The organism is Cyanobium sp. Maggiore-St4-Cus (assembly GCF_024345615.1).
Lineage (GTDB): Bacteria > Cyanobacteriota > Cyanobacteriia > PCC-6307 > Cyanobiaceae > Cyanobium_A > Cyanobium_A usitatum.
Map to the genome: position 1 here is coordinate 56,833 of NZ_JAGQBL010000013.1, position 26,265 is coordinate 83,097.

Below are 26,265 nucleotides of genomic sequence, written 5' to 3' on the forward strand. Positions count from 1 at the left end.
GCAAGCGTTAGGTCGTTGGGCCAAACCTTACGGAGCTTGGGCCTTCCGGCTCAATGGCTCTGAGGGAGGGGTCTCCGAACTTTGACTTGGCTAAGTCTTGGCTTAGCTAAGTGGTGGGTTGCCTAAGTGGTCGCTTGGATAAGCGGGATCTCGGCTAAATCTTGGCTTGGCTAAGTCTTGGCTAAGTCTTGGCTAAGTCTTGGCTAAGCTAAGCGGCACAGCGCACAGCCTGCCTGCTGCGCCGCTCAGCCTGCCTGCTGCAGCTCGGGCTTTTCTTCGGGAAGGATGGCCCCCTGCACGGGACACACCTGCAGGCAGATGCCGCAATCGATGCAGGTGTCGAAGTCGATCCAATAAAAGTTTGTGCCCTTGCTGTTGGCACCTTGGCCGGGGTTGATGCAAGCCACGGGGCAGGCATCAACGCAATCGGCTACGCCCTCGCAGACGTTGGTGACGATCGTGTGAGCCATCTTCGAACTTTAGGAATCGATCCAGAGGGTACGGCCGCAGCCGCGGGCTTGGCCGAGGGCTTCTGCTTCCGCTTGGTTGGTGCAGGCCCCGCTGAGCAGTTCAGCGCAGGTGCCCATCTGGTGCAAGGCCTCCAGCTGATCGAGGGCTGCGGCCAGGTGTTGGGGGTTGCCATAGGCCACCAGTACCGGCGAAGGGCTCTCTATGGCAGGTGCCACCAGCTCCCGCACCGCTCCCACATCGAAGCCAAAGCCCACTCCCGCAGCCTCGCTTGGCTCTGGACAAAAGCGACCCACCAGGGCGTCGTAACGACCGCCGCTGGCAATCTCCACCGGCACCTCCTGGCCCTGACACACCAGCTTCAGCACCAGGCCGTCGTAGAGGGCGAAGTGGGGCTGGAAGCTGGGGTCGAGCTGCAATTGCACTCCCAGGCGCTCGGCGGCCGGGGCTACCGCAGCCAGGGTCTCGCCCAGCTCCGTTAGCAGGGGGATGGGGCCCAGCCATTGCTCCAGTTGATACAGCACCTTGGCTGGCTCGCCGCGCAGGCGCATCAGGTTGCCCAGGCGCTGCCGATCAGAATCGGGGAGGGCCAGTTGGGCCAGAGCCAGGGGATCGAAGTTGGTGAGGGCGGCGCGGGCAGCGCCCTGCTGCTGCTCGGGCAGCTGGCGCAGCAGGGCGCTGAGCACCCCGTGGTGCCCCACCAGCAGCCGGGGTTGGTGATGGGCCTGCAGTCCAAGGGCTCCGGCGGCGGCAAGCAGCAGCCGCATCAGCTCCACATCGGCGGCGGCGGTTTGGGCCCCGAGCAGCTCCACGCCGCTCTGCAACTGTTCATGCAGCCGCTGGGAGCCGCCTTCAGCCGTGGAGCTGCGGAAGGTGCTGCCCATGGCCCAGAGCCGCAGGGGGCGGGGCCGCTCGGCCAGGCGGGTGCTGGCGGCGCGGGCGATCGAGGCGGTCAGTTCCGGACGCAGCCCCAGGGGCTCATCACTTGCCAGCCGCACCAGCTCGCGGCCGTCGATGCCACCACCAGCCTCCAGGGTGTCGAGCCGCTCAAAACTGGGCGGCGCCACCTCCTGGTAGCCCCAGAGCCGATACACAGCAGCGAGCTGATCGGCGATGCGCCGGTTGCCCTCAACTTCACGGGGGTTGAGATCCCGAACGCCAGCGGCAGGTTGCAGGGCCATTGCGGCGTTGAAGGTGGGATGGGGTGGGCTGATCCTATGGATCGAATCAGGGGGAGTCGAGTTCGGGGGCGCCATAGCTGGCGCCGGCAAGGGGGCGGCAGGAAGCCAGGCCCTCGATCAGGGCTGGTTGCAGGGTCGCTCCACAGGCCAGGATCCGCCCCGAGTCGATCGCAAATGCCGAGCCGTCGTAGGCGCTCACCACACCGCCGGCTTGCTCCACAAGCACCGCTCCGGCGGCCAGATCCCAGGGTGATAGGCCCCGTTCCCAAATGCCATCGAGCTTGCCGGCGGCCACGAAGGCCAGATCCAGGGCCACCGAGCCGCCGCGGCGCACGCCCTGGCTGCGGTGGGTAAACCAGGCGAATTCGGCGTAGTTGTTGTCGAGTCGGCTGCGGCGGTCGTAGGCAAAGCCTGTCACCAGCAGGGCCTGCTCAAGGCTGGGGCAATTAGTAACGGCCAACCTGCTGCCATTGCACCAGGAGCCCAGGCCAGGTGCGGCCCAGTAGAGCTGCTCCAGGCCTGGTGCGGCTAGGGCGCCGAGCAGGGGCTGGCCGCGCCAGCACAGGCCCACCGAGGTGCCAAACAGCGGGTAGCTGTGGGCGTAGTTGGTGGTGCCATCTAGGGGATCGACGCACCACTCCAGCTCGCCGGGCCTGGGGCGGCGTCCGCTCTCCTCTGCCAGAACGCCAATCTGCGGTGTTTCAGCCTCGAGCAGCGCCAGCACCGCTGCTTCAGCGGCATGGTCTGCCTCGGTGACCAGATCGCCGGAGCGCCCCTTCTCACGCACCTGTTGCAGGCGGCCAAAGTGCTGGCGCAGTTGCTCGCCACCGACCTCCGCCGCCCGGCGCGCCACCGCCGATAGGTGTTCGAGCTCGCCGCTGCTCAGGCCCGATTGCTCGTAGACCGCGGTGCTGGCTGCTTTCATTCCTCCTCCAGGGGTAGGGCGCTGCGCACCTTGCCGCGGCCAAAGTGCCGCCCAAACTGCAGTTCGTAGACCTCGTCCTCCTCCTGGGTCACCACCTCCAAGGGGCCGGTGGCCCGGGCCACGCAGAGAAGTCCGTAGCCACGCCCGCGCAGCTCCCGCGACAGCCCCAGGGCCTCGCGCTGATCGATTTCGCCGCTGATCACGCGCACGGCGCAGGCGGTGCAGCAGCCGTTGCGGCAACTAAAAGGCAAGGGATCGCCTTGCTGCTCAAAGCTGCGCAGGATGTATTCCCCTTCGGGAACCTCATGGCGAATCACCTGGCCGGTTTGGAGCCAGTGAACCGTGATCGGATGGGTGCGAGTCATGCTGCTACATTGCCATCTGGTTGCCCCATTTTGCCCCTGGAGAGGTGGCCGAGTGGTCGAAGGCGCAGCACTGGAAATGCTGTATAGGGGCAACTCTATCGAGGGTTCGAATCCCTCCCTCTCCGTTATAAAGCCGGCCTTGCGGCCGGCTTTTTCATGGCCTTCAGGGATTGAATGAATCAATCCATACTTAGCCAAGTTGTTGATTTTGATATAAATTTAATTTTAAACCCTTATCATTGTATCTCAGCCGAAACGTCCGCTCACGTAGTCCTGGGTGGCCTGCTGGCCGGGGGCATTGAAGATCCGTTCGGTGTCGTTGAACTCCACCAGGTAGCCCACCTTGCCAGTGCCACCTTCCACTGCTTCGGCATTGAAGAAGGCTGTTTGATCAGCCACACGCACGGCTTGCTGCATGTTGTGGGTCACGATGATGATCGTGTAGCTGCGCTTCAGCTCATGCATTGTTTCTTCGATCTTCAATGTGGAGATCGGATCAAGTGCTGAGCAAGGCTCGTCCATCAAGATCACCTCGGGTTCGGTGGCGATGGCCCGGGCGATGCAGAGGCGCTGCTGCTGGCCGCCCGAGAGGGCAAATCCGCTCTCCTTAAGCTTGTCCTTGCATTCGTCCCACACTGCAGCCTTGCGCAGGGAGCGCTCCACCAGCTCATCCATATCACCCTTGAAGCCGTTGATCCGGGCGCCGAAGGCGATGTTCTCGTAGATCGATTTTGGGAAGGGATTGGGCTTCTGGAACACCATGCCAATGCGCCTGCGCACCTCCACTGGATCCACCTTGGGGTCGTAGAGATCGTGGCCGTCAAAAACAACTCTGCCCTTGAGCTTGCAGCCCGGAATCAGATCGTTCATGCGATTGAGGCCGCGCAATACGGTCGACTTACCGCACCCTGAAGGTCCGATAAAGGCGGTCACCCGGCCGCGGGGGATATCCATGAACACATTTTTCACCGCCTCAAACTTGCCGTAGGAGATGGTGACGTTCTGCAGGGACATGCAGGCATCCCCTTTGGAGGAATCGGCGGCCTGGCTGGAGTGGGAGCTGCTGGTCATTGCTCTGGAGGGAATGGGGGAAACGGAGGGGCTGGAGGTTCGGTCTTCAGACTTTGGTCATCCGGGCTATCCAGCGCGCCAGCAGGTTGGCGGCCAGGATCATCATCACCAGCACAAAGGAGGCAGCCCAGGCGAGTTCGTTTTGGGCTTCATAGGGCATGATCGCGAAATTGAAGATCAACACCGACATGGTGGCGATCGGATCAAACACCCCATCAGGCCAGAACGAGGAGAAGAGAGCCGTGAAGATCAACGGAGCCGTTTCACCGGCGGCTCGGGCGATTGCCAGCACTACGCCAGTGGCGATCGGAGTGAAGGCCGATGGCAGGGTGATCCGCATCACGGTCACAAATTTGGAAGCACCTACGCCGTAGGCACCCCATCGCAGCTCCTGGGGCACCAGTTTGAGCCCCTCATCGGTGGTTTTAATCACAGTCGGCAGCATCAACACGGCCAGGGCAATACCGCCAGCCATGGCGCTATAACTCTGATCGAAAAACACACGGGTGGTTACAATAGTGCCGTAGACGAATACACCGGCGATGATTGAAGGCACGCCGGCCAAAACGTCATTGCCGAAACCAACGAACTTGGCAAACCAGCCGCGGTTGGAGTATTCGCTGAGGAAAATGCCGCCACCCACCCCCACGGGGATGGCAATCAGAGAGCCGATCAGGGTTACAAGTAAGGTGCCGATGATGGCGTTACCAATACCGCCACCCTCCATTCCGATGTCGGGTGGCAGTTGGGTGAACAAGCCCACGCTGATCAGGCGGCCGCCTTGCATCAACACGTAGAACAAAACTAAAACTAGCGGTAAAACCGCAATAGCAGCAAATATGGAAGCAATGCCAGTGAACAGCAGATTGCGTAAGTTGCGCGTCAGCCAGGGGTCGAAGCGCAATGGCCGCCGGTCAAAAAGGGCGGTGTTGTCGTAAGTGATCGGAGAAGGATTGGCCATGGTGGTGATCAGTAACGCAGGCTGAGGCGACGGACGATCCACTGGGCAGCCACATTCACCGTGAATGTGAGAACCATCAGGATGAGGGCTGCATACATAAGGGCCGAAACCTGGATGCCATCGGCTTCTCCGAACTGATTGGCGAGCATCGAGGCGATCGTGTTACCAGGTGCCAGCAGTGAAAAGCTGAAGTTGAAGGAGTTGCCAATAATCATCGTGACCGCCATGGTTTCCCCCATGGCCCTGCCTAGGGCAAGCATCACGCCGCCGGTTATGGAAGAAATAGCTGCCGGCAAGATCACGCTGAATATGGCTCCCCAACGGGTGGTTCCTACCCCGTAGGCCCCCTGCCGCAGTTCAATAGGCACTTGATTCAGGGCATCTCGTGAGATGGCCGTGATGATTGGTAGCACCATCACCACCAGGATCAGAATGGCCGGGGCCATGCCAGGGCCCTGGGGAGCGGTGTCAAAGAATGGGCTCCAGCCCAACAGTTCGTGCAGCCAATTGAGGACAGGCCGGATGGCGGGCCCCATCACAAAGATTGCCCAAAGTCCGAGCACCACTGATGGAATCGCGGCAAGCAGTTCCACCATCAGGCCAATCGCCTCCCGCACGGAGCTGGGGATCAGGTCTTCGGTGATGAAGATCGCCGTGCCCACACCCAGAGGGATGGCGATGGCGAGAGACAGGATCGAGGTCACCAAAGTGCCGTAGATGGCGGTGAATGCCCCGTATTGCTCGTTGACGGGATCCCAGCTGGAGATGGTTAGGAAGCTGAGGCCAAAACTGGCCATCGCCTCCCGCGCACCCTGGAACACTGTGATGAAAATGCCTAACAGGACGATCGCGACGACTGAGGCGAGCACCAGGGTTAGCTGGCGAAAGCCCAGGTCGAGCAACTTTTCCGAAGGTGGGCGGCGACGCAGGGTGAAGGCGTCAGCATCCAAATTGCGATTGGGATTCGTTGGGCCTGAGCCCGCTTGGCTGGAGTCCGTCAGCATGGGTAGGGATGGCTTTGCATCGGACAACGCTGAACGGCCGATCAATCGAAATCTACGAAGAGCAACCCTTGCCTCCGTTTAAGCAGTGATTAACGTCTGGGAGACCGTTAGTTTGGGGACCAACAGCGCGGGGCTGAGCCGCCGTTTTCATGGGTCGACGGGGTTCTAGGCGCATGCTTCTAAGTAAAGGGGTGGCATGTCCCGGATAGTTGGCATCGACCTTGGCACCACAAACTCAGTGGTGGCGGTATTGGAGGGCGGCCGTCCCCAGGTGATCGCCAGCGCTGAAGGCGGCCGCACCACCCCCTCGGTGGTGGGCTTCAGCCGCGACCAGGAGTTGCTCGTCGGCCAGCTGGCCCGGCGTCAGCTTGTGCTCAACCCCCGTAATACGTTCGCCAACCTCAAGCGTTTCGTTGGTCGTCAGTGGGACGAGCTTGAGGAAGACAGCCTGTCGGTGCCCTACAGCGTGCGGGCCAACGACCAGGGCAACGTGCGGGTGGTGTGCCCAGCCACTGAACGGGAATACGCCCCTGAAGAGCTGGTTGCCAGCGTGCTGCGCAAGCTCTGTGATGACGCCGCCACCTACCTCGGCGAGCCCGTGGAGGCGGCGGTGATCACCGTGCCGGCCTACTTCAATGACGCCCAGCGCCAGGCCACCCGCGATGCCGGCCGCCTGGCTGGGATCAGCGTTGAGCGGATCCTCAATGAGCCCACCTCCGCAGCCCTGGCCTACGGATTTGATCGCAGCACCGTCAAGCGGGTGCTGGTGTTTGACCTGGGCGGTGGCACTTTCGATGTCTCTGTGCTGCGCATCGCCCAAGGGGTGTTCGATGTGAAGGCCACCAGCGGCGATACCCAGCTGGGCGGCAACGACTGGGACCGGCGCATCGTTGATTGGTTGGCCGATGCCTTCCTGGCGGAGCACAGCATTGATCTGCGCCGCGACCGCCAGGCCCTGCAGCGGCTCACCGAAGCAGCTGAGAAAGCCAAGATCGAGCTCAGCGGTGTGCAGAGCACGCCGATTTCCTTGCCTTTTATTGCCACCGGCCCCGACGGGCCGCTGCATATCGAAACCACTCTGGAGCGGCGGGTGTTTGAGGGCCTCTGCCCCGATCTGCTGGATCGGTTGCTGCGGCCGGTGCAGCGGGCCCTGCGGGATTCGGCCTTCGCGGCCGAAGACATCGACGACGTCGTGCTGGTGGGTGGTTGCACCCGCATGCCGATGGTGCAGCAGATGGTGCGCACCCTTATTCCGCTGGAGCCCTGCCAGTCGGTGAACCCCGATGAGGTGGTGGCGATTGGTGCTGCAGTGCAGGCTGGGATCCTCACCGGTGAGCTGCGCGATCTGATGCTCAACGACGTCACGCCCCTATCGCTTGGCCTTGAAACCATTGGCGGCGTGATGAAGGTGCTGATTCCTCGCAACACCTCGATCCCGGTGCGCAAGAGCGACTTGTTCAGCACTTCCGAGGCCAACCAAAGCTCGGTGGAGATCCACGTGCTGCAGGGGGAGCGGCAGATGGCGTTTGATAACAAGAGCCTGGGGCGTTTTCGTCTCTCTGGCATACCGCCGGCGCCCCGGGGTGTGCCCCAGGTGCAGGTGTCCTTCGACATCGATGCCAACGGCCTGCTGCAGGTGTCGGCTACCGACCGCACCACCGGGCGCCAACAGAGCGTCAGCATCCAGGGGGGCTCCAACCTCAGCGAGGAGGAGATCACCAAGTTGATTGAGGAGGCCGATCTCAAGGCCAGCGAGGATCGGCGCAAGCGAGCCGAGATTGATCGCCGCAACCGCGCCCAAACCCTGGTGGCCCAGGCGGAGCGCCGGCTGCGTGACGCATCCCTTGAACTGGGCCCCTACGGCGCCGAGCGCCAGCAGCGCTCCGTGGAGATGGCCCTGCGCGATGTGCAGGATCTGCTGGCTGCCGACGACCTGGTGGAGCTGGAGCTGGCCGTGAGCCAGCTGCAGGAAGCTCTGTTTGGCCTCAACCGTCGCTTGCAGAGTGAACGCAAGGCAGAGCAGGGGCCGCTGCAGGGGCTCAAGAACACCCTGGGCTCGCTCAAAGATGAGTTGTTTGCCGATGACGATTGGGATGACTGGAACCGCCCTGGCAGCGATCCCTGGGCTGCTCCCCCCAGTCGCTACGACCGGGATCCCTATCGCGAGCCCTACAGGGATCCCTATAGAGAGCCCTATCGCGAACCTGAACCGGTAGCCCGCGAGCGCCGGCCCCGCAGCGACTCAGATCCCTGGGGGGATAGTTCCTACCGGTGACCTCTAGCCCCGCCGCCCCTGCCGACTACTGGTCGGTGCTGGGCCTAGAGCCTGGCGCCGATGCCAGCAACCTCAAGCGGGCTTTCCGGGCCCAGGCCCGCCGCTGGCACCCCGATCTCAACGGCAACGACCCGCTGGCGGAGGAGCGCTTCAAGCTGGTCAACGAGGCCTATGCGGTGCTCTCAGATCCGCGCCGCCGCCAGGCCTGGGAGGCCGGTATGCCCGCTGACGGCCCGGGCCGGGAGTCCCAGGATCCCTTTGCTTCCGGTTTCCCCGACTTCGAGGCATATCTCGAGGTGCTTTTCGGTGAGCGCCGCCGTCCCCGCCGGGCCGCCGAACCCGAGTGGCAGGAACCCGAGCCCGAGCCTCCTGCAGAAAATCGCCCTCAGGCTTCTGGATCGGTAACCGCCGCACCGCCGCCACCACCACCGGTGCGGGCTTCCAGCGACCAGGAGAGCCTGGTGGACCTCACGCCGGAGCAGGCGTTGCAGGGGGAGCGGCTGGAGCTGGAGCTGGCTGATGGCACGGCGGTGGAGGTGTGGACCCCTCCTTTTGCCGGCGATGGCTGGCGACTGCGGCTGGCGGGGGTGACCCCTGGCGGCGGCGATCACTTCCTGCAGTTGCGGGTGCGCACCGAGGAAGGCCTGCGCATCGACGGCCTGCGGGTGCTCTACCCCCTCGAGCTGACCCCAGCGGAAGCGGCCCTGGGGTGCCAGGTGGTGGTGCCCACCCTGCGCGGGCCGGTGAAGCTGCGGGTGCCGGCCGGCTCCTCCAGCGGCCGCCTGCTGCGCCTGCGGGGGCGGGGCCAGGAGTGGGCTGAGCAGCGCGGCGACCAGCTGGTGGAGGTGCGGATCCTGGTGCCGGAGCAGCTGGGTGAGGCGGAGGCAGCCCTCTACAAGCGGCTGCAGGAGCTCGCCGATGACCCCGACGAGCTGCACCGGTGACACACTGGAGGGCCATTGCCCCATGCCGCGATCCATGCCGGTGCATGTGCTGCTGTTTGATGCCGGAACCGATCAGGAAGGCATCCATTCGTTGGAGCTAAACGGCCGCACGGTGGTGCTGCTGTTTGAAGACAGCGACGATGCGGAGCGCTACGCCGGCCTGCTTGAAGCCCAGGACTTCCCCGTGCCCACCGTGGAGCCGCTGGACCGCGAGGAGATGGAGCTTTTCTGCGGCGAGGCTGGCTATGAGGCTCGCTTTGTGCCGGCGGGCTTCCTGCCCCAGAGCGCTGAAGACCGGCTGCTGATTGCGCCGCCTGTGCGCAACATGGACGTCACCAACTGGCAGGAGCAACGGGAGCAGCAGGAGCAGGCAAGCGAGAGCAGCGGTGACCCCAGCCTCGAAGCCTTCCGCCGTCAACTGGAGGGCCTGCTGTGACCGGCCCATCTTTGAGCATCCCTCCTGTGAGCGGCTCTGATCGCGGCCACCTGCTCACCGAGCAGGCCAATCCCCTCAGCGAGCGGCTCGACCAGCTGCCCACCGACGAGCTGGTGGGCCTTTTTTGTGCCAACGAACGGGAGCCCCAGCGGGCCCTGGAAGCGGCGGCCCCGGCCCTGGCTGCCGCCGTTGATGCCATCGCTGCCCGTTTGCAGGCTGGCGGTCGACTTTTTTACCTAGGGGCCGGCACCTCCGGCCGGCTTGGGGTGCTGGATGCGGCCGAGTGTCCGCCAACTTTCTGCACCGCGCCCGAGCTGGTGCAGGGGGTGCTCGCTGGCGGCGCCCCAGCCCTGCTGCGCAGCTCCGAGGGCCTGGAGGATCTGGCAGCTGCTGGCCGCAGCGACCTGGAGGAGCGCGGCTTTGGTCCGGCCGATTGTTTGGTGGGCATCGCTGCTGGCGGCACCACCCCCTACGTGCTCGGGGCCCTGGAGCACGCCCAGGCGATCGGAGCCCTGGCAATCGCCATGGCCTGCGTGCCAGCCGAGCAGGTGCCGATGCCCTGCTCCATCGACATTCGCTTGCTGACGGGCCCGGAGTTGCTGGCGGGCTCCACCCGGCTCAAGGCCGGCACCGCCACCAAGATGGCCCTGAATTTGCTCTCCACCGGCGTGATGGTGCGCCTGGGCAAGGTGCACGGCAACCGCATGGTCGATGTGGCCGTCACCAACAGCAAGCTGGAGGATCGGGCCCTGCGCATCCTGCGCGATCTGGCTGGGCTGGAGCGGCAGCGCGGCCGGGAACTGCTGCAGCAGAGCGGCGGCTCGGTGAAGCTGGCCCTGTTGATCGCGGCCACTGGCCTGGACGCGGCCTCAGCCTCAGCCCACCTGGCCAGCCATGGCCCCAGCCTGCGCCAGGCGCTGGCGGCCTGCGGCGCTCAGCTGAATGGGCCCCAGTAGGGAGCCGTAAACAGGTCGAGCTTGCGGCGGGTGGCGGCAGGCACGTGCTCCTTGGGGGTCATCAGGGCATGGCGCAGGGCCTGGTGGGCGCTGCTGGTGGGTCGCTGGGCCTCAACCCGCTGGGCCGCTAGCCGCACGATTTGCTGGGCCAGGCTGGCGTTGGCCTGCAGGTTGGCGATCACCATTTCCACCGTCACCGAGGCGTGTTCCTGGTGCCAGCAGTCGTAGTCGGTCACCATCGCCAGGGTGGCGTAGGCAATCTCGGCTTCCCGGGCCAGGCGGGCTTCGGTGTGATTGGTCATGCCGATCACTTCGCAGTCCCAGGAGCGGTAGAGCTCCGATTCGGCCCGGGTGGAGAAGGCTGGCCCCTCCATGCAGAGATAGGTGCCGCCGCGGTGCAGCTTGCGGCCCTCGGGCATCAGGCTTTCGGCCACATCGGCCAGCAGGCGGCTGAGCGCCGGGCAGAAGGGCTCGGCAAAAGCCACATGGGCTACCAGCCCCTCACCAAACAGCGTCAGTGGCCGCTGCTGGGTGCGATCGATGAATTGGTCCGGCACCAGCATGTCGAGGGGCCGAACCCGCTCCTGCAGGGAGCCCACCGCCGACAGGGACAGGATCCAGCGCACGCCGAGGGAGCGCAAGGCCCAGAGGTTGGCCTGGTAGGGCACCTCGGTGGGGGTGTGGCTGTGGTGGCGGCCATGACGGGCCAGGAACACCACCTCCAGATCGCCGATACGGCCCAGGCGCAGGGCATCGGAGGGGGCTCCGTAGGGCGTTTCGATCGTGAGCTCTTGAATGTCTTCGAGGCCCTCCATGGCGTAGAGACCGCTGCCCCCCAGGATCCCCAGGCGGGCGCGGCTGAGATCGATGCCGTTAGGTGAGTTGGGGGTGGGGCTGCTCATCGGCGGCGGGGTCTGGCGACGGGGCGTTGAAAAGGGTTGGTCCGGCTTGAACCTGCCCCATTCTCAGCATGGCGTTTCAGCCGGTTGGCCCGTGCCACCCCATAAAGTCGGCCTTTATCCCCTGCCGCCGTGACCAAAGCCTTGATGGAGACCGACGCCGGCACCATCGAACTCGAACTGTTCGAGGCCGATGCACCCAACACCGTGGCCAACTTCACCAAGCTCGCCAAGGAGGGCTTCTACGACGGCCTGGCCTTCCACCGCGTGATTCCCGGCTTCATGGCCCAGGGCGGTTGCCCAAATAGCCGTGAAGGCGCCCGTGGCACCGCCGGCACCGGCGGCCCCGGCTACCAGATCGACTGCGAGATCAATAGCCAGAAGCACCAGGCGGGCACCCTGGCCATGGCCCATGCCGGCAAGAACACTGGCGGCTCGCAGTTTTACATCTGCCACGGAGCCCAGCCCCACCTTGACGGTGTACACACCGTGTTTGGCCTCACCGGCAACATGGATGTGGTTAATGCCCTTAAGAACGGCAGCCGTATTACCAAAGTGACAATCCAGGACTAAAAGCTAACGATCCAGGATTGGGTCAGCGCCATACCAGGAAGGCACCGGGCTGAACTATCAGGCTGGTGCCCAAATCTGCAAGGGGCCGCTGCTCTGACTCCAGATCAGCGCTGGGGTGACTGCTGCGTTGGCCATCAGGGGCTAGTAGCAGGCTTAGCCGTTCGGTGTGGGGCCAGTCGCCCATAAGCACCAGCGCCGCAGCAACGGCCCCCACACCGCTGCCGGCATGGTCGAGGCCGCCCAGCAGCACCGCCAGCTGGGGCTGGTCGAGCAGGGCCAGCAGCCTTGGATGCTCCTCTCGCTCCACCTGCAGCCCCTGCTTCAGGGCCCAGAGTTGCAATTGCTCAAGTTGGCCATTCGCCAGGGCCTGGCCGTGCCAGGCCAGCACTGCCGTGGGTCCGCCGATCGGGCAGGAGGGACCATCACCCATCAGATGGCCAAGTTTGATGCGCTTGGTTTGCAGGTAAGCGGCGTTGTGGCTGCCGGCATCCATCACTAGCGGCACCCGGTCTTCGACCTGCAATCCATAACCACCAAGGCCTGCGATCTTGCGCGGGTTGTTGGTGATCAGGCGCAGACGCTGAATGGCCAGGTCGCTGAGGATTTGAGCCCCAACTCCGTAGTTGCGCAGGTCGGCAGCGAAGCCAAGGCGTTCGTTGGCTTCCACCGTGTCTAGGCCGGTGTCCTGCAGGGAGTAGGCCTTGAGCTTGTTGATCAGGCCAATGCCCCGGCCCTCCTGGCGCAGATACACCACCACCCCAACGCCGGCGGCTTCGATCATGCGCAGGGCAGCCTCCAGCTGGGGCCGGCAGTCGCAGCGCAGCGACCCAAAGGCATCGCCGGTGAGGCACTCGCTGTGCACCCGCACCAGCACGGGCTCTTTAGCCAGCTGTGGTTGGCCCTTGATGATGGCAACGTGCTCGCTGCCATCGAGTTCGTTGCGGTAGCCGATGGCGCGGAAGTCGCCGAAGGCGCTTGGCATGGCCGCTTCCGCCTGGCGCTGCACGAAGCGCTCGGTGTCGAGGCGGTAACTGATCAGTTCGGCAATGCTGATCAGGCGTAACCCGTGGCGTTTGGCGTAGGCAGCCAGCTGGGGTAGCCGGGCCATGGAGCCGTCGCTGTTTTGAATTTCGCAGATCACGCCGGCGGGATAGAGACCTGAAAGCCTGGCCAGATCGACGGCGGCCTCGGTGTGTCCAGCGCGTTTCAGTACGCCGCCCTGCTTGGCCCGCAGCGGGAAGATGTGGCCAGGCCGGCGCAGGTCGGCCGGACGGGTGTGGGGGTGGATCGCCACCTGGATGGTGCGGGCGCGATCGTCGGCGGAAATTCCAGTGCTGACGCCGTTTTCTGGGCCCGCATCGACGCTCACCGTGAAGGCGGTCTGGTTGCTGTCGGTGTTGCGATCCACCATCAGCGGCAGATCCAGGGCATCGAGCCGTTCACCCTCCAGGGCCAGGCAGATCAGGCCCCGGGCCTCGGTGGCCATGAAGTTGATCTGCTCGGGCGTTGCAAACTGCGCGGCGCAGATCAGGTCGCCTTCATTTTCACGATTTTCATCGTCCACCACCACGATTGATTCGCCGTTGCGGATCGCGGCTAGACCATCGGCAACTGAGTCAAAAGCGATTCGCTCTTCCCCGTTCAAAGCGACCTCCGGGCTGGAACCGGATGGCAAGGGCGTGGAACTCGAGTCGCGCAGGAGGGTCAACGGAGTGCGTGCGGGGACTGGGCCCTAGCGCAATCATCCTTTATAAAGCCCCTTCGTCCTGCCCCCGGGCCTTGCCATGGCCAACAAGCGTGTTGCGGTAATCGGCGCCAGTGGCTACGGAGGCCTCCAGACCCTGCGCCTGCTCCACCAGCACCCTGCCCTGGATATCAGCTTCCTGGGCGGCGAGCGCAGCAGCGGCAAGCGCTGGAGTGAGCTGGTGCCCTTTTTGCCCCTGGCCGGCGACCCGGTGGTGCAAACCCCAGACCCCGATGCCATCGCTGCGGCGGCTGATTTCGCGGTGCTCAGCCTGCCCAATGGCCTGGCGGCCCAGCTTGTGCCGCCCCTGCTGCAGCGGGGTGTGCGGGTGGTTGATCTTTCCGCCGACTACCGCTTCAGCAGCCTCAGCCGCTGGCAGGAGGTGTATGCCAGCGAGGCCCGGGAGGTGCCCCGCAGCGATGACGACCTCTGCGCTGAGGCCGTCTATGGCCTGCCCGAATGGGAGGCGGAGGCGATTCGCACCGCCCGTTTAATAGCGGCTCCTGGCTGTTTCCCCACGGCCTCACTGCTGGGGCTGTTGCCGTTCTTGAAGCAGGGTCTGATCGACACCACCGGGATCGTCATCGACGCCAAAACCGGCACCTCCGGTGGTGGTCGGGCCGCCAAGGAGCACCTGCTGCTGGCGGAATGCTCCGAAGCTGTTGCTCCCTATGGGGTGGTGGGCCACCGCCACACCAGTGAGATTGAGCAGCTGGCTAGCCGGGTGGCGGGCCATGAGATCCAGCTGCAGTTCACCCCGCACCTGATGCCGATGGTGAGGGGCCTGCTGGCCACCGTCTACTGCCGTCTGCGCGACCCAGGCCTCACCGCTGAAGACTGCGTCACCCTGCTGGCTTCCGCCTACCGCCAGGCCCCCTGCGTTGAGGTGCTGCCGGTGGGTACATACCCCTCCACCAAATGGGTGCGCCAGACCAACCGGGCCCTGCTCTCGGTGCAGGTGGATCGCCGCACCGGCCAGCTGATCGTGATGGCTGCCATCGACAACCTGGTCAAGGGCCAGGCCGGCCAGGGGGTGCAATGTCTCAACCTGATGGCTGGGCTTGAGCCCACCGCCGGCCTGCCTTTACTCCCCTTCTATCCCTGAGCTGAGAGGTTCTGGGCGGTGAGGTGCTGGGCGGTGAGGGCTACCGCCAGGGGCAGGATGCGGTGCTCCTGGCGCTGGATTCGGGCGCTGAGGCTGGCGTGGTCGTCCGTGGCTAACACCGGCACCGCCGCCTGCACCAGGATGCGCCCCGCATCAACCTCCTCGCACACCAGGTGGGCGGTGCAGCCGGCCAGGGTGACCCCCGCCGCCAGGGCCTGGCCCACCGCATCAAGGCCGCGGAAGCTGGGCAGCAGCGAGGGATGAATGTTGATCAGACGCTCGGGGAAGGCGCTGATCAGGGTGCTCGTGACGACGCGCATCCAGCCCGCCATCACCACCACATCAACGCCGGCTGCCTCAAAAGCCCCCACCAGGGCCTGGTCGAGGGCCTTGCGGCTGGCCACGCTGCGGTGGTCATGCACTTGGCAAGGTATGGCCAGGCGCTCGGCCCGTTGCTGGGCACCGCAGCCGGGATTGTTGACCACCAGCAGGGCCACCTCTGCCTGGAGCTGGCCGTCTGTGCAGGCTTGTACCAGGGCTTCAAAGTTGCTGCCGGCTCCCGAAGCCATCACCCCCAGCCGCAGGATTGGCTGGGCCCTGGCCCAATCCGGTGGCAATTCCGGATGCAATTCCGGTGGCAATGGCCACTGGACGCAGGTCTCTTGATCGCTAGGGTCTGAAAAAGCGGGCATTACGCCGTGTCCCACCTCACCATCCTGCCCACAGTGCTGCGCGATGCCGAGGGGCTCGCCGCCAGCTTGGTGGCCCTGGGCCACACCCCCATCTATGGCGGGGTGCTTAAGGGCTTTGCCACCGAGCGCCAGCCCGTTCTTCTGCAAGTTGTTTTGCCGGGTGGTGAAAGGCTGGGCTGGCAGCGCCACCGCGACGGCTCCCTTGCCCTGGTTGGCGACCTGCAGCGCCTTAGCCGCTCCCAGAGCCTGCAGCGCCTGCTTGGCGCCATCACCCGCCGCTACGCCGCCGAGCTGGCCCTGCGCCAGGCCGCCAGCGCCTTTCCTGGGGCCCAGGTGAGCGTGGCGTCCTGACGCCGTGCCTGACCTGCATCTTGACCTCACCGCCTGCCACCAGCACCTGGTGCGGGTCCGCCTGCTTCATACCCCCCTTCACCTGAGCCTGCGCCTGGCCCTGCCGGCCTGGACTCCCGGCTCCTACCTGATCCGCGACTATGTGCGGCAGCTTGAGAGTCTGGAAATCACTCAGGCTGGACACCAGCTGGAGCCGCGCCGCACCAGCCCGAGCAGTTGGCAGCTAGAGCTGCCCAGCCTCGAACCAGTCGAAATCAGCTACGCGGTGCTGGCCGCCGAGCTCACGGTGCGCACCTGCCATCTCGATGGCGACCACGGCTTTCTGGCCTTAGCAGCCGTGGTTCTGGAGCTGGAGGGGGAGCGTTGGTCGCCCCACCGGCTGCAGCTCAGCCTTCCGCCCAGCTGGGATGCCTTCGTGCCCCTGCCAGAGCTGCCGGGCCCGGCGAAGGGCTGGCTTGCCGTCGATTTCGACCAACTTATCGATACGCCGATTGAGGTTGGTCCCCATCGCTCCCATCACTTCAGCGTCGCCGGTGTGCCCCACCGCTGGGTGAGTTGGGGCCGCGATCTCCAAGGCGCCGATCTGCTTGACAGTGATCCCCAGCTGCTCAGCGATCTCGAAAAGGTTTGCCTGGCCTGCTGCCGGTTGATGGGCGTGGAGCGACCTGCGGCCGACCACTACCTGTTTGTGCTGCACCTCACCGAAGGCGGTTATGGCGGCCTGGAGCACGATTGCAGCACCGTGTTGCAGTTTGGCCGTCTGGCCCTGGCCAAGCCTGGTGGCCGCCGCAAGTTGCTGCAGCTAGCCGCCCATGAATACCTGCACCAGTGGAACGTGCGCCGGCTGCGGCCCGCCGAGCTGAGCCCTTATCGCTACGACCAGGCGGTGGTGGTGCCCACCCTCTGGTTTGCCGAGGGAATCACCAGCTATGTGGATCAGCTTTTGCCCCATAGCGTTGGCTGCAGCAGCGAGGCGGAGCTGCTTGAGGATCTGGGCGCGGATCTGAGCCGCTACCTGCTTAGTGCTGGGCGGCGGTTGCAGAGCCTGCGCGCCAGCAGTGAGGAGGCCTGGGTAAAGCTCTACCGCCCAGATGCCTACTCCCCCAATAGCCAGGTGAGCTACTACCTCAAGGGCGCGGTGCTGGCCCTGGTGCTGGACCTGCACCTACGCCGCGCCGGCAGCGGTCTGCCCGTGGTGCTGCGGCAGCTTTGGGCCAGCCATGGCGCCGTGGGCCGGGGTTACCAGGAGGCAGACCTGATTGCTGCCTTTGCCAGCCAGGCGCCCGATTTAGCTGAGCTGTTGCCCCGCTGGCTCAGCTCCTGTGAGGATCCGCCCCTATATGGCTATCTGGCCGATATGGGCCTGCGGCTTGAACCCCGGCTGGCCGGTAGCCAGGAGCTGGGCTGCCGCTTGGAGCTAGGCAGCGGCGGTTTAGTTGTGCAGCGGGTGGGTCGCGATGGACCGGCCCAACGGGCGGGGCTGGTAGTGGGCGATGAATGGATTGCCCTCGATGACCTGCGCCTGCGCAGCATTGACGATTTCATGGTGCATCTGCGGCCGGAGGCTCCCCTGATTCCCCACCAGCTACTGTTCTGCCGGGATGGTTTGGTGCGCAGCACCGTGCTGCTGCCAACAGCACCAGCAGTGGAGAGCTGGCAGCTCCAGCTCGATCCCGCCACTACTGATTCCGGCTGTGCTGAGCGCCGCCGCCGCTGGCTGGGTCTTGAGGCTGCATGAGTTCCAGCCGCCAGCCCCTCTGGATCGCCCTAGGCGCCGGCGCCATGCTCGCCCTGGGCGGGCTTGGCTGGCTGGCTAGGGACCTCTCAGCCGAACCGAGTGGGGGCCAGAAGCGCCCCAGCCTGCTCGAGCTGCTGGAAGAGGTGCGCCAAGCTCCGGCAGCACCTGAGCCGGGCCGCCGGGCGGCACCTGGGCCGCCCACCCACTCGGCTTGGCAATCCCCCCTGCAGGCGAGTTGCGCTCCCGGCGATCCAGCCCAGCGTTTAAGACTGCAGCAATTGGCAGAAAGGGTCCAAACCTCCCCGGCGCGGGTGCAGATCCACCCCACCAACTTTGGCGAGCGCTCTAATCGTGATGCCTACGGCAATCCGGTGGATCCCACACCCCAGCTGGTGGTGCTGCACGAAACGGTTTATGGCATTGGTTCAGCCATCAACACCTTTGTGACGCCCCATCCCCGCGATGAAGATCAGGTGAGTTACCACACCTTGATTGGTGGCGATGGCTCGGTGGTGCAGGTGCTCGACCCTTCCAAACGGGCCTTCGGTGCTGGCAATTCGGCCTTCAACGGCCGCTGGGTTGTAACGAACGCCAAGGTGGGCGGCTCGATCAATAACTTCGCTCTGCACATCAGCTTGGAAACGCCCCTCGATGGCGAGGACGACGGACCAGCCCATAGCGGTTACACCTCAGCCCAATACGACGCCCTGGCGGCCCTGTTAGCTGGCTGGATGCAGCGTTTCCCCATACCGGCCTCCCACATCACCACCCACCGGGCCGTGGACCTGGGCGGCGAGCGAGCTGATCCCCGCAGCTTCCGTTGGTCTGAGTTGCAAACCCGAATGCAAAACCTCGGCCTGCTCTGCAAGCCTTGATTGAATTATTTAACTATGGATTAAATAATTAAACTGCTGATTAAATTATTAAACAGTTAATTGAATTGTCAAGCAATTAATTTAGATCAGTGGTGCTGGGATCTGTTTGCGGGTGGCATACAGCAGGGCATGGAGTTCGGGATCCTGCATGGTGCGCAGGATGCGGCGGGGATAGTCGAGCTTGCCGTTGTGGAGGTAAGCCAGGGTGGCTAGGGCCTTGGCGTCACGGGGGTTGCCGCTGGCCTGGAGGGGGCGCTGGGGCAGCTCGAGGGCGCGGCTGAGGCGGGTGAATTTGCCCACCAGCAACACCACGTTGCGTTCGGGATCGAGCAGCTGGTTGCGGGCCTCGGTGATTTCGGCTTCGGAGGCATTGGGCGGCAGCAGGCCTTGGTGCACCATTTCGCCGAGGCTTAGTTGGGCGGGGCCATGGGTGCTGAATAAGCCGGAATGGGCCGCCAGGGGCAGATCTTCGCCCGGCTTGGCGTGCCGCATTTCGTCAAACAACACTGCCGCCACCAACACGGGATTGATCCTCTGGCGCTGGGATTCGGCCAGGATCAGGGGACGAAGCTCTACCAAGCGCCCCAGGGTGTGGCTGCGCAGCGGCTCTAATTGGTCGATGCCACTGGTGAATAACTGGGCCAAGCGGGGCTGGGGGCCGTGGACACCAAAGCGGCGCTGCAGCTCCTTCAGTTCGTCTGTGGAAAATTGCAGTGGATCACCAAGTTGACCTTCTCCAGGGGCGGAGCTGATACTGCCGCTCAGCCCGGGATCTAGCAGCAGCAGGGGCGTTTTTGGACCCTTAAGGAGAGGGATGCTTGCAACAGCCAGTAGGGCTGCTGTAAGGCCGGTGAGACGCCGGACCCCTACCAGCCGCTTGCCTAGGGCAAGCCAGCGCGGGTAGCTGGTGGGGTTAGGCACAAACACTTATTAATTTGGTTTTATATTACGGAATTTTTTTGGGCCAGTCACCTGACTACGGAACGGTCTTCCGTCCGTCCCTCGGGCTTGGGCTGGGGCTAGTAGTGGTGTTGGGGCTGGTGTTGGGGCGGGGTCAGATCTAAGTTCTGGCGACGAGAGCGGCTTGAGCCGCAAGCCCATGCTTGCCAACTTTGATGGCTCCAATGCCGAGATCCAATGGCAACGCTTCTGCGACTTGCTTTGGTATGAGAGCGATCTTGGTATCTGGCTCGATGTGAGTCGCATGGCGATCGGCCAGGCCGATCTCGATGCCTTGGCTCCCCGATTCGAGCTGGCCTTTGCGGCGATGTCGGCCTTAGAGGGTGGTGCGATCGCCAATCCGGATGAACAGCGCCAGGTTGGCCACTACTGGCTGCGCACCCCAGAGCTGGCACCAGACGCCGCCACCACCGCGCACATCAATGCCGAGGTGGAGCGGATCGAGACCTTTGGCCGTGAGGTGCTCGACGGCAGCCTTTGTGCTCCCAATGGCCAGCCGTTCACCGACGTGCTTTGGATCGGTATTGGCGGTTCCGGCCTCGGCCCGCTGCTGATGGTGCGCGCCCTACAGGAAGAGGGTCAGGGTCTCCCCTTCCACTTCTTCGACAACGTCGATCCCGCGGGCATGAGCCGCACCTTGGCGGGCCTGGACGGCCGCCTAGCCACCACTTTGGTGGTGGTGGTGAGCAAGTCGGGCGGCACCCCTGAGCCCCATATCGGCATGGAGCAAGCCCAGGCTCGGCTCGAGGCCCGGGGCGGGCAATGGGCTGCCCAGGCTGTGGCGGTCACCATGCTCGACAGCAAGCTCGACCAGGTGGCCGTCGCCGGTCAGTGGTTGCGCCGCTTTGACATGTTCGACTGGGTGGGTGGCCGCACCAGCATCACCAGTGCGGTTGGCCTGCTGCCGGCGGCCCTGGTGGGTGCCGATCTGCGTGGCTTTCTGGCCGGCGCCGCCCGAATGGACGCCCTGACCCGGGTGTCAGATCTGCTCCATAACCCGGCTGCCCTGATGGCTGCCGCATGGTTTGTCGCCGGCCATGGCCAGGGCAAACGCGACATGGTTGTGCTCCCCTATCGCGATCGGCTGGAGGTCTTCAGTCGCTATCTCCAGCAGTTGGTGATGGAGAGCCTTGGTAAGAAGCACGACCGCGACGGCGAGGTGGTGCACCAAGGAATAGCCGTATACGGCAACAAGGGCTCTACCGACCAGCACGCCTATGTGCAGCAGCTGCGCGATGGCATCGACAACTTCTTTGTGACCTTCATCGAGGCCTTAGAAGAGCCCAGCGATATCCCGCCCATCGGTGATGAGATCCCTGGCGACTTCCTCGATGGCTTCCTTCAGGGCACCCGTTCGGCCCTGATGGAGGGGGGGCGCCAGAGCCTCTCGATCACTCTGCGCCGCTTTGATGCCACAGCCCTAGGTGCCCTGATCGCCCTGTTTGAGCGCGCCGTGGGTCTCTACGCCGAACTGGTAAATGTCAACGCCTACGACCAGCCTGGGGTGGAGGCCGGCAAAAAGGCAGCAGCCCTGATCCTGGCCCTGCAGGAGCGGCTCGAAGCCCTGCTCAGTGATGGCCAGGAGCGCAGTTTGCAGGAGTTGCAGCAGGCCCTGGGCACGGACAGCCCAGAGAGCCTGTTCTGGATCCTGCGCCACCTCTGCGCCAATCCCCGCGGCTATCAAGTGACTGGTGACTGGGGTGCTCCGGCGGCGATGAAGTTCGCCAAGGTCTGATCAGGGAAATCCCCATGCCAGAGCTCGTTGCGGCGAGCCCTGCCTCTCCCGGGCAGGTGCTGCGCGAGGTTTTTGGCTACGGCGCTTTTCGGGGGCCCCAGCAGGAGATTGTTGAGCATGTGGTGGCTGGTGGCTCGGCCCTGGTGCTGATGCCCACCGGTGGGGGCAAATCGCTTTGCTACCAGATCCCGGCCCTCTGCCGAGCGGGAACGGCGGTGGTGATTTCGCCCCTGATCGCCCTGATGCAAGACCAGGTTGAGGGGCTGCGTCAGGCGGGGGTGCGGGCTGCGGCGCTGCACTCGGGCTGTAGCGCTGAGGAAACCGCCAACACCTGGCGCCTACTGCGGGCGGGCCAACTGGATTTGGTCTATTTATCTCCCGAGCGCCTGCTGGCGGGGGACACCCTCGAGCGGCTTGCTGCCCTACCCCTGGCCCTGTTTGCCATTGATGAGGCCCACTGCGTTTCCCAGTGGGGGCATGACTTCCGCCCGGAATACCTGCAGCTATCGGTGCTGGCCCAGCGATTTCCCGCCGTGCCCCGGCTGGCACTCACCGCTACGGCCGATCCCCGCACCAGAGACGAGATCCGCGCCCGGTTGCAGTTGGAGCAGGGGCGGGTGTTCCTAGCCAGCTTTGATCGCCCCAACATCCGCTATTTGCTGCGCGATAAGGACGACGTCCGCCGCCAATTGCTTGAGCTGCTCGCCGATCACCGCGGCGCTTCAGGAATTGTGTATGCCCGCTCCCGCAACCGGGTGGATGGCTTCTGCCGCGACCTGCAGGCGGCTGGATATGACGCCGTTGCGTATCACGCCGGATTGGATGGGGCGGTGCGCAGCGTGGCCCTAGAGCGCTTCCGCCGCGATAGCGGCGTGGTGGTGGTTGCCACGATCGCTTTTGGCATGGGCATCGACAAGCCGGATGTGCGCTTTGTGGCCCACGTGGACCTGCCCAAAAGCCTGGAGGCCTACTACCAGGAAACCGGCCGCGCCGGCCGGGATGGTCTGCCGGCCCTGGCCTGGATGGTGCATGGCGGCGGCGATGTGCCCCAGTTGCGCCGCTTCATCGACGACTCCGACGCGGAGCAGCAGCAAAAACGGGTTGAGCACGGCAAGCTCGATGCCCTGATTGGCTTCACCGAGGCGAGCGGCTGCCGCCGTCAGGTGTTGCTCAGCCACTTCGGCGAGACCCTGCCCGAGCCCTGTGGAAATTGCGATCTCTGCCTAGAGCCAGATACGGCCGTCGATGCCACCGAGTCGGTGCGCAAGGCCCTATCGGCTGTGTACCGCACGGGCAGCCGCTTTGGTGCCGCCCATTTGGTGGATGTGCTGCTGGGGGCAGATACGGCCCGAATTCGCGAGCTCGGCCACCAGCAGCTGGGTGTGTATGGCATTGGCAAGGAGCTGGATCGCGGCCAGTGGCGCAGCCTGTTTCGCCAGCTGGTGGCCCAGGGGTTGCTCCAAGCCGACTCCGAGCGCTATGGGGCTCTGGGATTCGGCGAGGACGGGCGGCTCAAGCCGTTGCTGCGGGGTGAGACCCAGCTACTGCTGCGGCTGCCGCCAGCGAAGCGTGAGCGCCGCCGCCAGCCTGGGGTGAGCCCGGCTCCTGCTGCGGCAGAGCTGAACCCTGATGAGGCGCCCGTGTTGCAGGCGCTGAAGGATTGGCGCCGCGAGCAGGCGCGGGAGCAGGGGGTGCCGCCATACGTGGTGTTTCACGACCGCACCCTGGTGGAGGTGGTGGCCCGCCGGCCACGCTCCCTGGAGCAGCTGGCTGGGATCGGCGGTGTGGGCCAGGCCAAGCTCGATCGCTATGGCGCGGCATTGCTGGCGAGCTTGGATGCTGCCCTTTTGCATCAGGGGACACAAACGCCAGCTTCATGAGGCGTTACATTGAGTTCATGTTTCCTTAAGGATTCTTTTCATGGCTGACTCCACAACCCGCTTTGGCTTCGTTGCCTTTGCTGAAACCTGGAATGGCCGCCTGGCCATGCTCGGTTTCGTGATCGGTTTGGGCACCGAGCTGCTTACTGGCCAGGGCATCCTGAGCCAGATCGGTCTGGGCTGAGTACCAATCGGGCCTGATCAGCTGGCTTCAAAGCCACTGCATGCCCGGGGTTTCCAGCATTTCCTGGCTGGGCCAGGCACCGAGACCTGCGAAGGCTGCCCCTAGGGCAGCCCATAGCCCCTTGCCGCTGGACAGCTCCTGTTCAGCGGCCCATTCGGCCTCAGCCACTTCAGATTCGCTTAGGCCAAGAGCTTCCACCAGCTGCCTGTAAAGCACCTTCTCTGCCGGGTTGATCGGCGAACTGTCCTGAGGTCGTTGGCCCACTTTGGCCATCATGTAGCTGAGCTTCAGGGCCAGAGACCGGTCTTCCCCGCTACTCAGCCTGGGAATCACTTCGTCCAGCACGGTCGAGTCGACTGTCCAGGCAGCTAGCTGAAGCGCAGCTTCCTGGTTTGCCCCCGAGCCATCTCCAGAGGGGAAGTACTTGGCCACGAGTTTCTCGAGCAGCCGCTTTTCGTCTGCGGAAACATCGCCATCGGCCCAGGCCACGCAGCAAACCACCCTGAGCAGGTCAAGTTGACGGTCTCGCTGCGAGCTGCTGGGCCCGGTTTCAAGGGTCATGGTGCAGGAGATGGCTTTAGCGCCATTTTGACCAGCCCTTGGCTTGTTTCTGTGGAAATCACCCCCAGATGGGGGCATACAAGGGCAGCAATCCAGATGATGATGAATTGAACACACAACCGAGGTGGGCCATGGTCCATACCACCCAAGGTTTGACAACCAGCTGCCTGGGACGCACCTGCCTCAAATGGCAGCCCGATGGCGAGCTCACCGCCCTTGATCTGCAGCTAGTGCTCGAGCGGCTGGCCCAGGTCGATCCAGATGTGGTCGCAATCCTGGATCGCACTGTCGGCTAGACCCCATGTCCCTCGATCAGCTGAAGGCCTTCCTGGGCAAGGTTCAGGATGACCAGTCGCTTCGGCAAGCCGTGCAAGCCGCTGCTACTGCGGATGATGTGGCCAAGATCGGGGCAGGCCTGGGCTTTGAATTTTCCGGCGACGAGCTGCTGCGGCTTTCAGGCAAAAAAGTAGGCCGCGTAACGGTTACCAAGCAGGACCTGCCTGGGGAATACAACTAGCTGCCGTGCCGTGGGCTCCGTTCGCGGTTAGACCATCTTTAGTGAACGCAGCAGCAACACCATGGCCCAGCGGACAGACCTGATCACGGCGATTGGCTTAGGGCTCGTCGTAGCAGCTGCGGGCAGCTTCACCGCTCTGGCCCGCCCCATGGGCGGCGGCGGCTTTGGTGGGGCGGGCTCCGGTGCGGGGGTGCGTCCAGGGGCGGGCTGGGGTGCTCCTGGCGCCGGAACGAGACCGGGCGTTGGTGTGGGAGCACCCGGAGTAGGGGCGCCCGGAGCGGGAGCTCGCCCTGGTGTGGGCTGGGGTGCCCCTGGCGCTGGTCTTACCCGCGGCGCCCCAGGGGCCTCTGCCTGGAATCCGGCCTGGGGTCGCCAAGGGGGTTACTGGTCCTCGCGCACCTGGAGCACCGGCTGGTATCGGCCCTATCCAGCGGCCTGGCCCTGGTGGCGAGCCAGTTCAGTGGCCTGGGGAGTGGGCAGCTTGGCAACGGCTGCTGCGATCACCAGTGCTGTTAATGCAGCTACGTATCAGCAGTCGACCGTGATCGTGGTGCCCCAAACCAGCCTGCAGCTCGACTACGGCTCGGTTCAAGCGCTGCCACCTAATCGAGTTCAGTTTGCCTACGGCGTTGCCGGTATGCCCCTGATGACAGCCACCAGCGATTGCAAGCAGGGGCTGATCAATGGCATGGCACCGACCACGGCCGACCAGGCCCAGGTGCTCAATGCCAGCTGCCACATCGCCTACGGCTCCAACTGAGCGGGCTGGCCCCATCCCTTTTGCGGATTCGGGCCCTGGATAAGGGCGATCTCGCTGACGTCACCTCCTGGGCCCGCGCTGAACACTTCGCGCCGGGCCAGGGAGACCTAGCCATCTACCGCCATACGGACCGCCAGGGGCTTTGGGTTGGTTGCCTCAACGGTCGTCCGATCGGCTGTATTGCCGGGGTCCGTTACAACGCCGAATACGGTTTCATCAGCATGTTTTTGGTGCAACCAGAGCACCGGGGGCAGGGATTTGGCCGTGAGCTTTGGCAGCGGGCCCTGCAGCATCTGGAGGGCCTTACTTGCATCGGCATTGAGGCCGCCCCCGATCGCATCGGTGACTTCCCCAGTTGGGGCTTTGCGCCGGCGTCGCCAACCCAGCGCTGGCAGCGGATCAGTGATGGCAACCTCCCGCCCGCCACTACTCCAGAGGGCCTCAGCCTGCTTGAGGGAAATGCCATACCCGACAGGGCCGTGCAGTCCTACGACGCCCAGCGGGAGCTCAGCCCCCGGCCCCACTTCCTCGCCGACTGGCTGCACCATCCCGCCGGCACGGTGCTGGCCCTGATCGGCCCGGATGGCTCATGCCACGGCTTTGGCCGGATCCGGACTTGCCTGCTGCATCGAGGCGAGGGTTGGCGGATCGGGCCCCTGCTGCTGCAGTTGGGCTTTGCGGTGGTCGCCGAGACGCTGAGGATGTATCGGGGCATCCTGCCGGCGGTTCCCCTGGGCGATGTCTACGGGTTGGCCTGCCTGGAGCTGGGCTGAGCGCGGCGGGCGGCGAGGCCAGCCTCCGTTGCAGTAACAACAGCCAGCAGCAGCAGGCCGCCTAGACCGATCAGTTGATTTTGCTGCACCAAATCGGGCATCAACACCTCGTCCACGTTTTGGCTTAGGACACCTCCCGCCACAAACCAGGCCGTTGCCAGGCCTGAGCTGATCCAGTAGGCACGCCAGCGGCGTTGATAGATGTATCCCGTACCTAAACCAGGCACCAGGTTAAGCACTACAGCCACCCAGGGGCTGGAGGCGGCAAGGATTACTTCCTGGCTGGGTACTTCGCTGGCTTGATCTGAATTGCTGGTTGGGGTCATTGTTGG

The 26,265-nt window shown here is 64.4% G+C and carries 29 protein-coding genes and 1 tRNA gene; 17 read left to right on the forward strand and 13 right to left on the reverse strand.

Annotation, left to right across the window (positions count from 1 at the left end; genetic code table 11):
* Positions 1-245: 245 nt before the first annotated feature.
* From KBY99_RS12075 to KBY99_RS12090, 4 genes are read right to left on the reverse strand one after another with little or no spacing between them, the layout of a single operon-like run.
* Positions 246-470, reverse strand: coding sequence for an indolepyruvate ferredoxin oxidoreductase subunit alpha (locus tag KBY99_RS12075; protein WP_106501642.1), 225 nt, complete (start codon positions 468-470; stop codon positions 246-248).
* A 9-nt stretch (positions 471-479) separates the two neighbouring features.
* Positions 480-1,649, reverse strand: coding sequence for an ATP phosphoribosyltransferase regulatory subunit (locus KBY99_RS12080; protein WP_254999296.1), 1,170 nt, complete (start codon positions 1,647-1,649; stop codon positions 480-482).
* Positions 1,650-1,695: 46 nt separating this feature from the next.
* On the reverse strand, positions 1,696-2,574 hold the full coding sequence (locus KBY99_RS12085) for an inositol monophosphatase family protein (RefSeq protein ID WP_254999298.1): 879 nt from the start codon (positions 2,572-2,574) through the stop codon (positions 1,696-1,698).
* The gene (locus KBY99_RS12090) at positions 2,571-2,939 is read right to left on the reverse strand and encodes a 2Fe-2S iron-sulfur cluster-binding protein (RefSeq protein ID WP_254941498.1); all 369 of its coding nucleotides are present in this window, start codon (positions 2,937-2,939) and stop codon (positions 2,571-2,573) included. The genes KBY99_RS12085 and KBY99_RS12090 overlap by 4 nt, the downstream gene beginning before the upstream one ends.
* Before the next feature lie 38 nt (positions 2,940-2,977).
* Between KBY99_RS12090 and KBY99_RS12095 the strand changes: the two genes are divergently transcribed.
* Positions 2,978-3,064: transfer RNA gene (locus tag KBY99_RS12095), tRNA-Ser, on the forward strand.
* 121 nt (positions 3,065-3,185) lie between these two features.
* Here the strand turns inward: KBY99_RS12095 and pstB are convergent.
* From pstB to pstC, 3 genes are read right to left on the reverse strand one after another with little or no spacing between them, the layout of a single operon-like run.
* Positions 3,186-4,010 carry a phosphate ABC transporter ATP-binding protein PstB gene (gene pstB / locus KBY99_RS12100; RefSeq protein ID WP_254999300.1) on the reverse strand — a complete coding sequence of 275 codons (825 nt, stop codon included), beginning with the start codon at positions 4,008-4,010 and terminating at the stop codon, positions 3,186-3,188.
* Positions 4,011-4,056: 46 nt separating this feature from the next.
* On the reverse strand, positions 4,057-4,971 hold the full coding sequence (gene pstA, locus KBY99_RS12105; protein ID WP_254999301.1) for a phosphate ABC transporter permease PstA: 915 nt from the start codon (positions 4,969-4,971) through the stop codon (positions 4,057-4,059).
* 8 nt (positions 4,972-4,979) lie between these two features.
* Positions 4,980-5,921 carry a phosphate ABC transporter permease subunit PstC gene (pstC, locus tag KBY99_RS12110; protein WP_254999302.1) on the reverse strand — a complete coding sequence of 314 codons (942 nt, stop codon included), beginning with the start codon at positions 5,919-5,921 and terminating at the stop codon, positions 4,980-4,982.
* 250 nt (positions 5,922-6,171) lie between these two features.
* Here pstC and dnaK point away from each other — a divergent pair, with 250 nt between their 5' ends.
* From dnaK to murQ, 4 genes are read left to right on the forward strand one after another with little or no spacing between them, the layout of a single operon-like run.
* Positions 6,172-8,250, forward strand: coding sequence for a molecular chaperone DnaK (dnaK, locus tag KBY99_RS12115; RefSeq protein WP_254999303.1), 2,079 nt, complete (start codon positions 6,172-6,174; stop codon positions 8,248-8,250).
* Complete coding sequence (locus tag KBY99_RS12120; protein ID WP_254999304.1) at positions 8,247-9,194, forward strand: DnaJ domain-containing protein; 948 nt, start codon at positions 8,247-8,249, stop codon at positions 9,192-9,194. The genes dnaK and KBY99_RS12120 overlap by 4 nt, the downstream gene beginning before the upstream one ends.
* Before the next feature lie 34 nt (positions 9,195-9,228).
* Positions 9,229-9,630: a DUF3110 domain-containing protein gene (locus tag KBY99_RS12125; protein WP_254999339.1), complete on the forward strand. Its 402-nt coding sequence runs from the start codon at positions 9,229-9,231 to the stop codon at positions 9,628-9,630.
* Positions 9,631-9,656: 26 nt separating this feature from the next.
* Complete coding sequence (gene murQ, locus KBY99_RS12130; protein WP_254999305.1) at positions 9,657-10,586, forward strand: N-acetylmuramic acid 6-phosphate etherase; 930 nt, start codon at positions 9,657-9,659, stop codon at positions 10,584-10,586.
* On the opposite strand, the gene mtnP is transcribed toward murQ, so the two are convergent.
* Positions 10,565-11,488 carry an S-methyl-5'-thioadenosine phosphorylase gene (gene mtnP / locus KBY99_RS12135; RefSeq protein WP_254999306.1) on the reverse strand — a complete coding sequence of 308 codons (924 nt, stop codon included), beginning with the start codon at positions 11,486-11,488 and terminating at the stop codon, positions 10,565-10,567. The two genes, murQ and mtnP, sit on opposite strands and share 22 nt — an antisense overlap.
* 129 nt (positions 11,489-11,617) lie before the next feature.
* On the opposite strand from mtnP, the gene KBY99_RS12140 reads away from it, so the two are divergent.
* Positions 11,618-12,058, forward strand: a complete 441-nt coding sequence (locus KBY99_RS12140) for a peptidylprolyl isomerase (RefSeq protein WP_254999307.1) — start codon at positions 11,618-11,620, stop codon at positions 12,056-12,058.
* Between the two features lie 22 nt (positions 12,059-12,080).
* On the opposite strand, the gene ribBA is transcribed toward KBY99_RS12140, so the two are convergent.
* Positions 12,081-13,685, reverse strand: coding sequence for a bifunctional 3,4-dihydroxy-2-butanone-4-phosphate synthase/GTP cyclohydrolase II (gene ribBA, locus KBY99_RS12145; RefSeq protein ID WP_254999340.1), 1,605 nt, complete (start codon positions 13,683-13,685; stop codon positions 12,081-12,083).
* Between the two features lie 157 nt (positions 13,686-13,842).
* Here ribBA and argC point away from each other — a divergent pair, with 157 nt between their 5' ends.
* Positions 13,843-14,907 carry an N-acetyl-gamma-glutamyl-phosphate reductase gene (gene argC, locus KBY99_RS12150; RefSeq protein ID WP_254999308.1) on the forward strand — a complete coding sequence of 355 codons (1,065 nt, stop codon included), beginning with the start codon at positions 13,843-13,845 and terminating at the stop codon, positions 14,905-14,907.
* Here argC and purN read toward each other — a convergent pair.
* Positions 14,898-15,599, reverse strand: coding sequence for a phosphoribosylglycinamide formyltransferase (gene purN, locus KBY99_RS12155; protein WP_254999309.1), 702 nt, complete (start codon positions 15,597-15,599; stop codon positions 14,898-14,900). The two genes, argC and purN, sit on opposite strands and share 10 nt — an antisense overlap.
* Positions 15,600-15,605: 6 nt before the next feature.
* Here purN and KBY99_RS12160 point away from each other — a divergent pair, with 6 nt between their 5' ends.
* Genes KBY99_RS12160 through KBY99_RS12170 form a run of 3 tightly spaced genes read left to right on the forward strand, consistent with a single transcriptional unit; the run spans position 15,606 to position 18,563 of the window.
* Complete coding sequence (locus KBY99_RS12160) at positions 15,606-15,950, forward strand: DUF1257 domain-containing protein (protein WP_254941509.1); 345 nt, start codon at positions 15,606-15,608, stop codon at positions 15,948-15,950.
* 4 nt (positions 15,951-15,954) lie between these two features.
* Complete coding sequence (locus KBY99_RS12165) at positions 15,955-17,688, forward strand: M61 family metallopeptidase (protein ID WP_254999310.1); 1,734 nt, start codon at positions 15,955-15,957, stop codon at positions 17,686-17,688.
* On the forward strand, positions 17,685-18,563 hold the full coding sequence (locus KBY99_RS12170; protein WP_254999312.1) for an N-acetylmuramoyl-L-alanine amidase: 879 nt from the start codon (positions 17,685-17,687) through the stop codon (positions 18,561-18,563). Before KBY99_RS12165 ends, KBY99_RS12170 begins: the two co-directional genes overlap by 4 nt.
* Positions 18,564-18,644: 81 nt before the next feature.
* Here KBY99_RS12170 and KBY99_RS12175 read toward each other — a convergent pair whose 3' ends face one another.
* The gene (locus KBY99_RS12175; RefSeq protein ID WP_409996568.1) at positions 18,645-19,484 is read right to left on the reverse strand and encodes a helicase DnaB; all 840 of its coding nucleotides are present in this window, start codon (positions 19,482-19,484) and stop codon (positions 18,645-18,647) included.
* Positions 19,485-19,662: 178 nt separating this feature from the next.
* Between KBY99_RS12175 and KBY99_RS12180 the strand changes: the two genes are divergently transcribed.
* From KBY99_RS12180 to KBY99_RS12190, 3 genes are read left to right on the forward strand one after another with little or no spacing between them, the layout of a single operon-like run.
* Positions 19,663-21,258, forward strand: coding sequence for a glucose-6-phosphate isomerase (locus KBY99_RS12180; protein WP_254999313.1), 1,596 nt, complete (start codon positions 19,663-19,665; stop codon positions 21,256-21,258).
* A 14-nt stretch (positions 21,259-21,272) separates the two neighbouring features.
* A complete protein-coding gene (gene recQ / locus KBY99_RS12185) occupies positions 21,273-23,138 on the forward strand; it encodes a DNA helicase RecQ (protein ID WP_254999314.1) in 1,866 nt (621 codons plus the stop codon).
* A 40-nt stretch (positions 23,139-23,178) separates the two neighbouring features.
* Positions 23,179-23,322 (forward strand): chlorophyll a/b-binding protein, encoded by a 144-nt coding sequence (locus KBY99_RS12190; RefSeq protein ID WP_106501661.1) that lies wholly within the window; start codon positions 23,179-23,181, stop codon positions 23,320-23,322.
* Positions 23,323-23,349: 27 nt separating this feature from the next.
* Here the strand turns inward: KBY99_RS12190 and KBY99_RS12195 are convergent, their stop codons facing one another.
* A complete protein-coding gene (locus KBY99_RS12195) occupies positions 23,350-23,883 on the reverse strand; it encodes a TerB family tellurite resistance protein (protein WP_254999315.1) in 534 nt (177 codons plus the stop codon).
* A 131-nt stretch (positions 23,884-24,014) separates the two neighbouring features.
* On the opposite strand from KBY99_RS12195, the gene KBY99_RS12200 reads away from it, so the two are divergent.
* The 4 genes from KBY99_RS12200 to KBY99_RS12215 all read left to right on the forward strand — a co-directional run bounded on the left by KBY99_RS12200 (position 24,015) and on the right by KBY99_RS12215 (position 25,933).
* Entirely contained in the window at positions 24,015-24,179 is a 165-nt protein-coding gene (locus KBY99_RS12200; RefSeq protein ID WP_254999316.1) for a hypothetical protein, read from the forward strand.
* Between the two features lie 5 nt (positions 24,180-24,184).
* Positions 24,185-24,400 (forward strand): Nif11-like leader peptide family natural product precursor, encoded by a 216-nt coding sequence (locus tag KBY99_RS12205; RefSeq protein WP_106501664.1) that lies wholly within the window; start codon positions 24,185-24,187, stop codon positions 24,398-24,400.
* Positions 24,401-24,461: 61 nt separating this feature from the next.
* Positions 24,462-25,160 carry a hypothetical protein gene (locus KBY99_RS14835; protein WP_261352637.1) on the forward strand — a complete coding sequence of 233 codons (699 nt, stop codon included), beginning with the start codon at positions 24,462-24,464 and terminating at the stop codon, positions 25,158-25,160.
* Positions 25,161-25,180: 20 nt separating this feature from the next.
* Positions 25,181-25,933: a GNAT family N-acetyltransferase gene (locus KBY99_RS12215; protein ID WP_254999317.1), complete on the forward strand. Its 753-nt coding sequence runs from the start codon at positions 25,181-25,183 to the stop codon at positions 25,931-25,933.
* On the opposite strand, the gene KBY99_RS12220 is transcribed toward KBY99_RS12215, so the two are convergent.
* A complete protein-coding gene (locus KBY99_RS12220; protein ID WP_254999318.1) occupies positions 25,903-26,259 on the reverse strand; it encodes a hypothetical protein in 357 nt (118 codons plus the stop codon). The two genes, KBY99_RS12215 and KBY99_RS12220, sit on opposite strands and share 31 nt — an antisense overlap.
* Positions 26,260-26,265 lie beyond the last annotated feature (6 nt).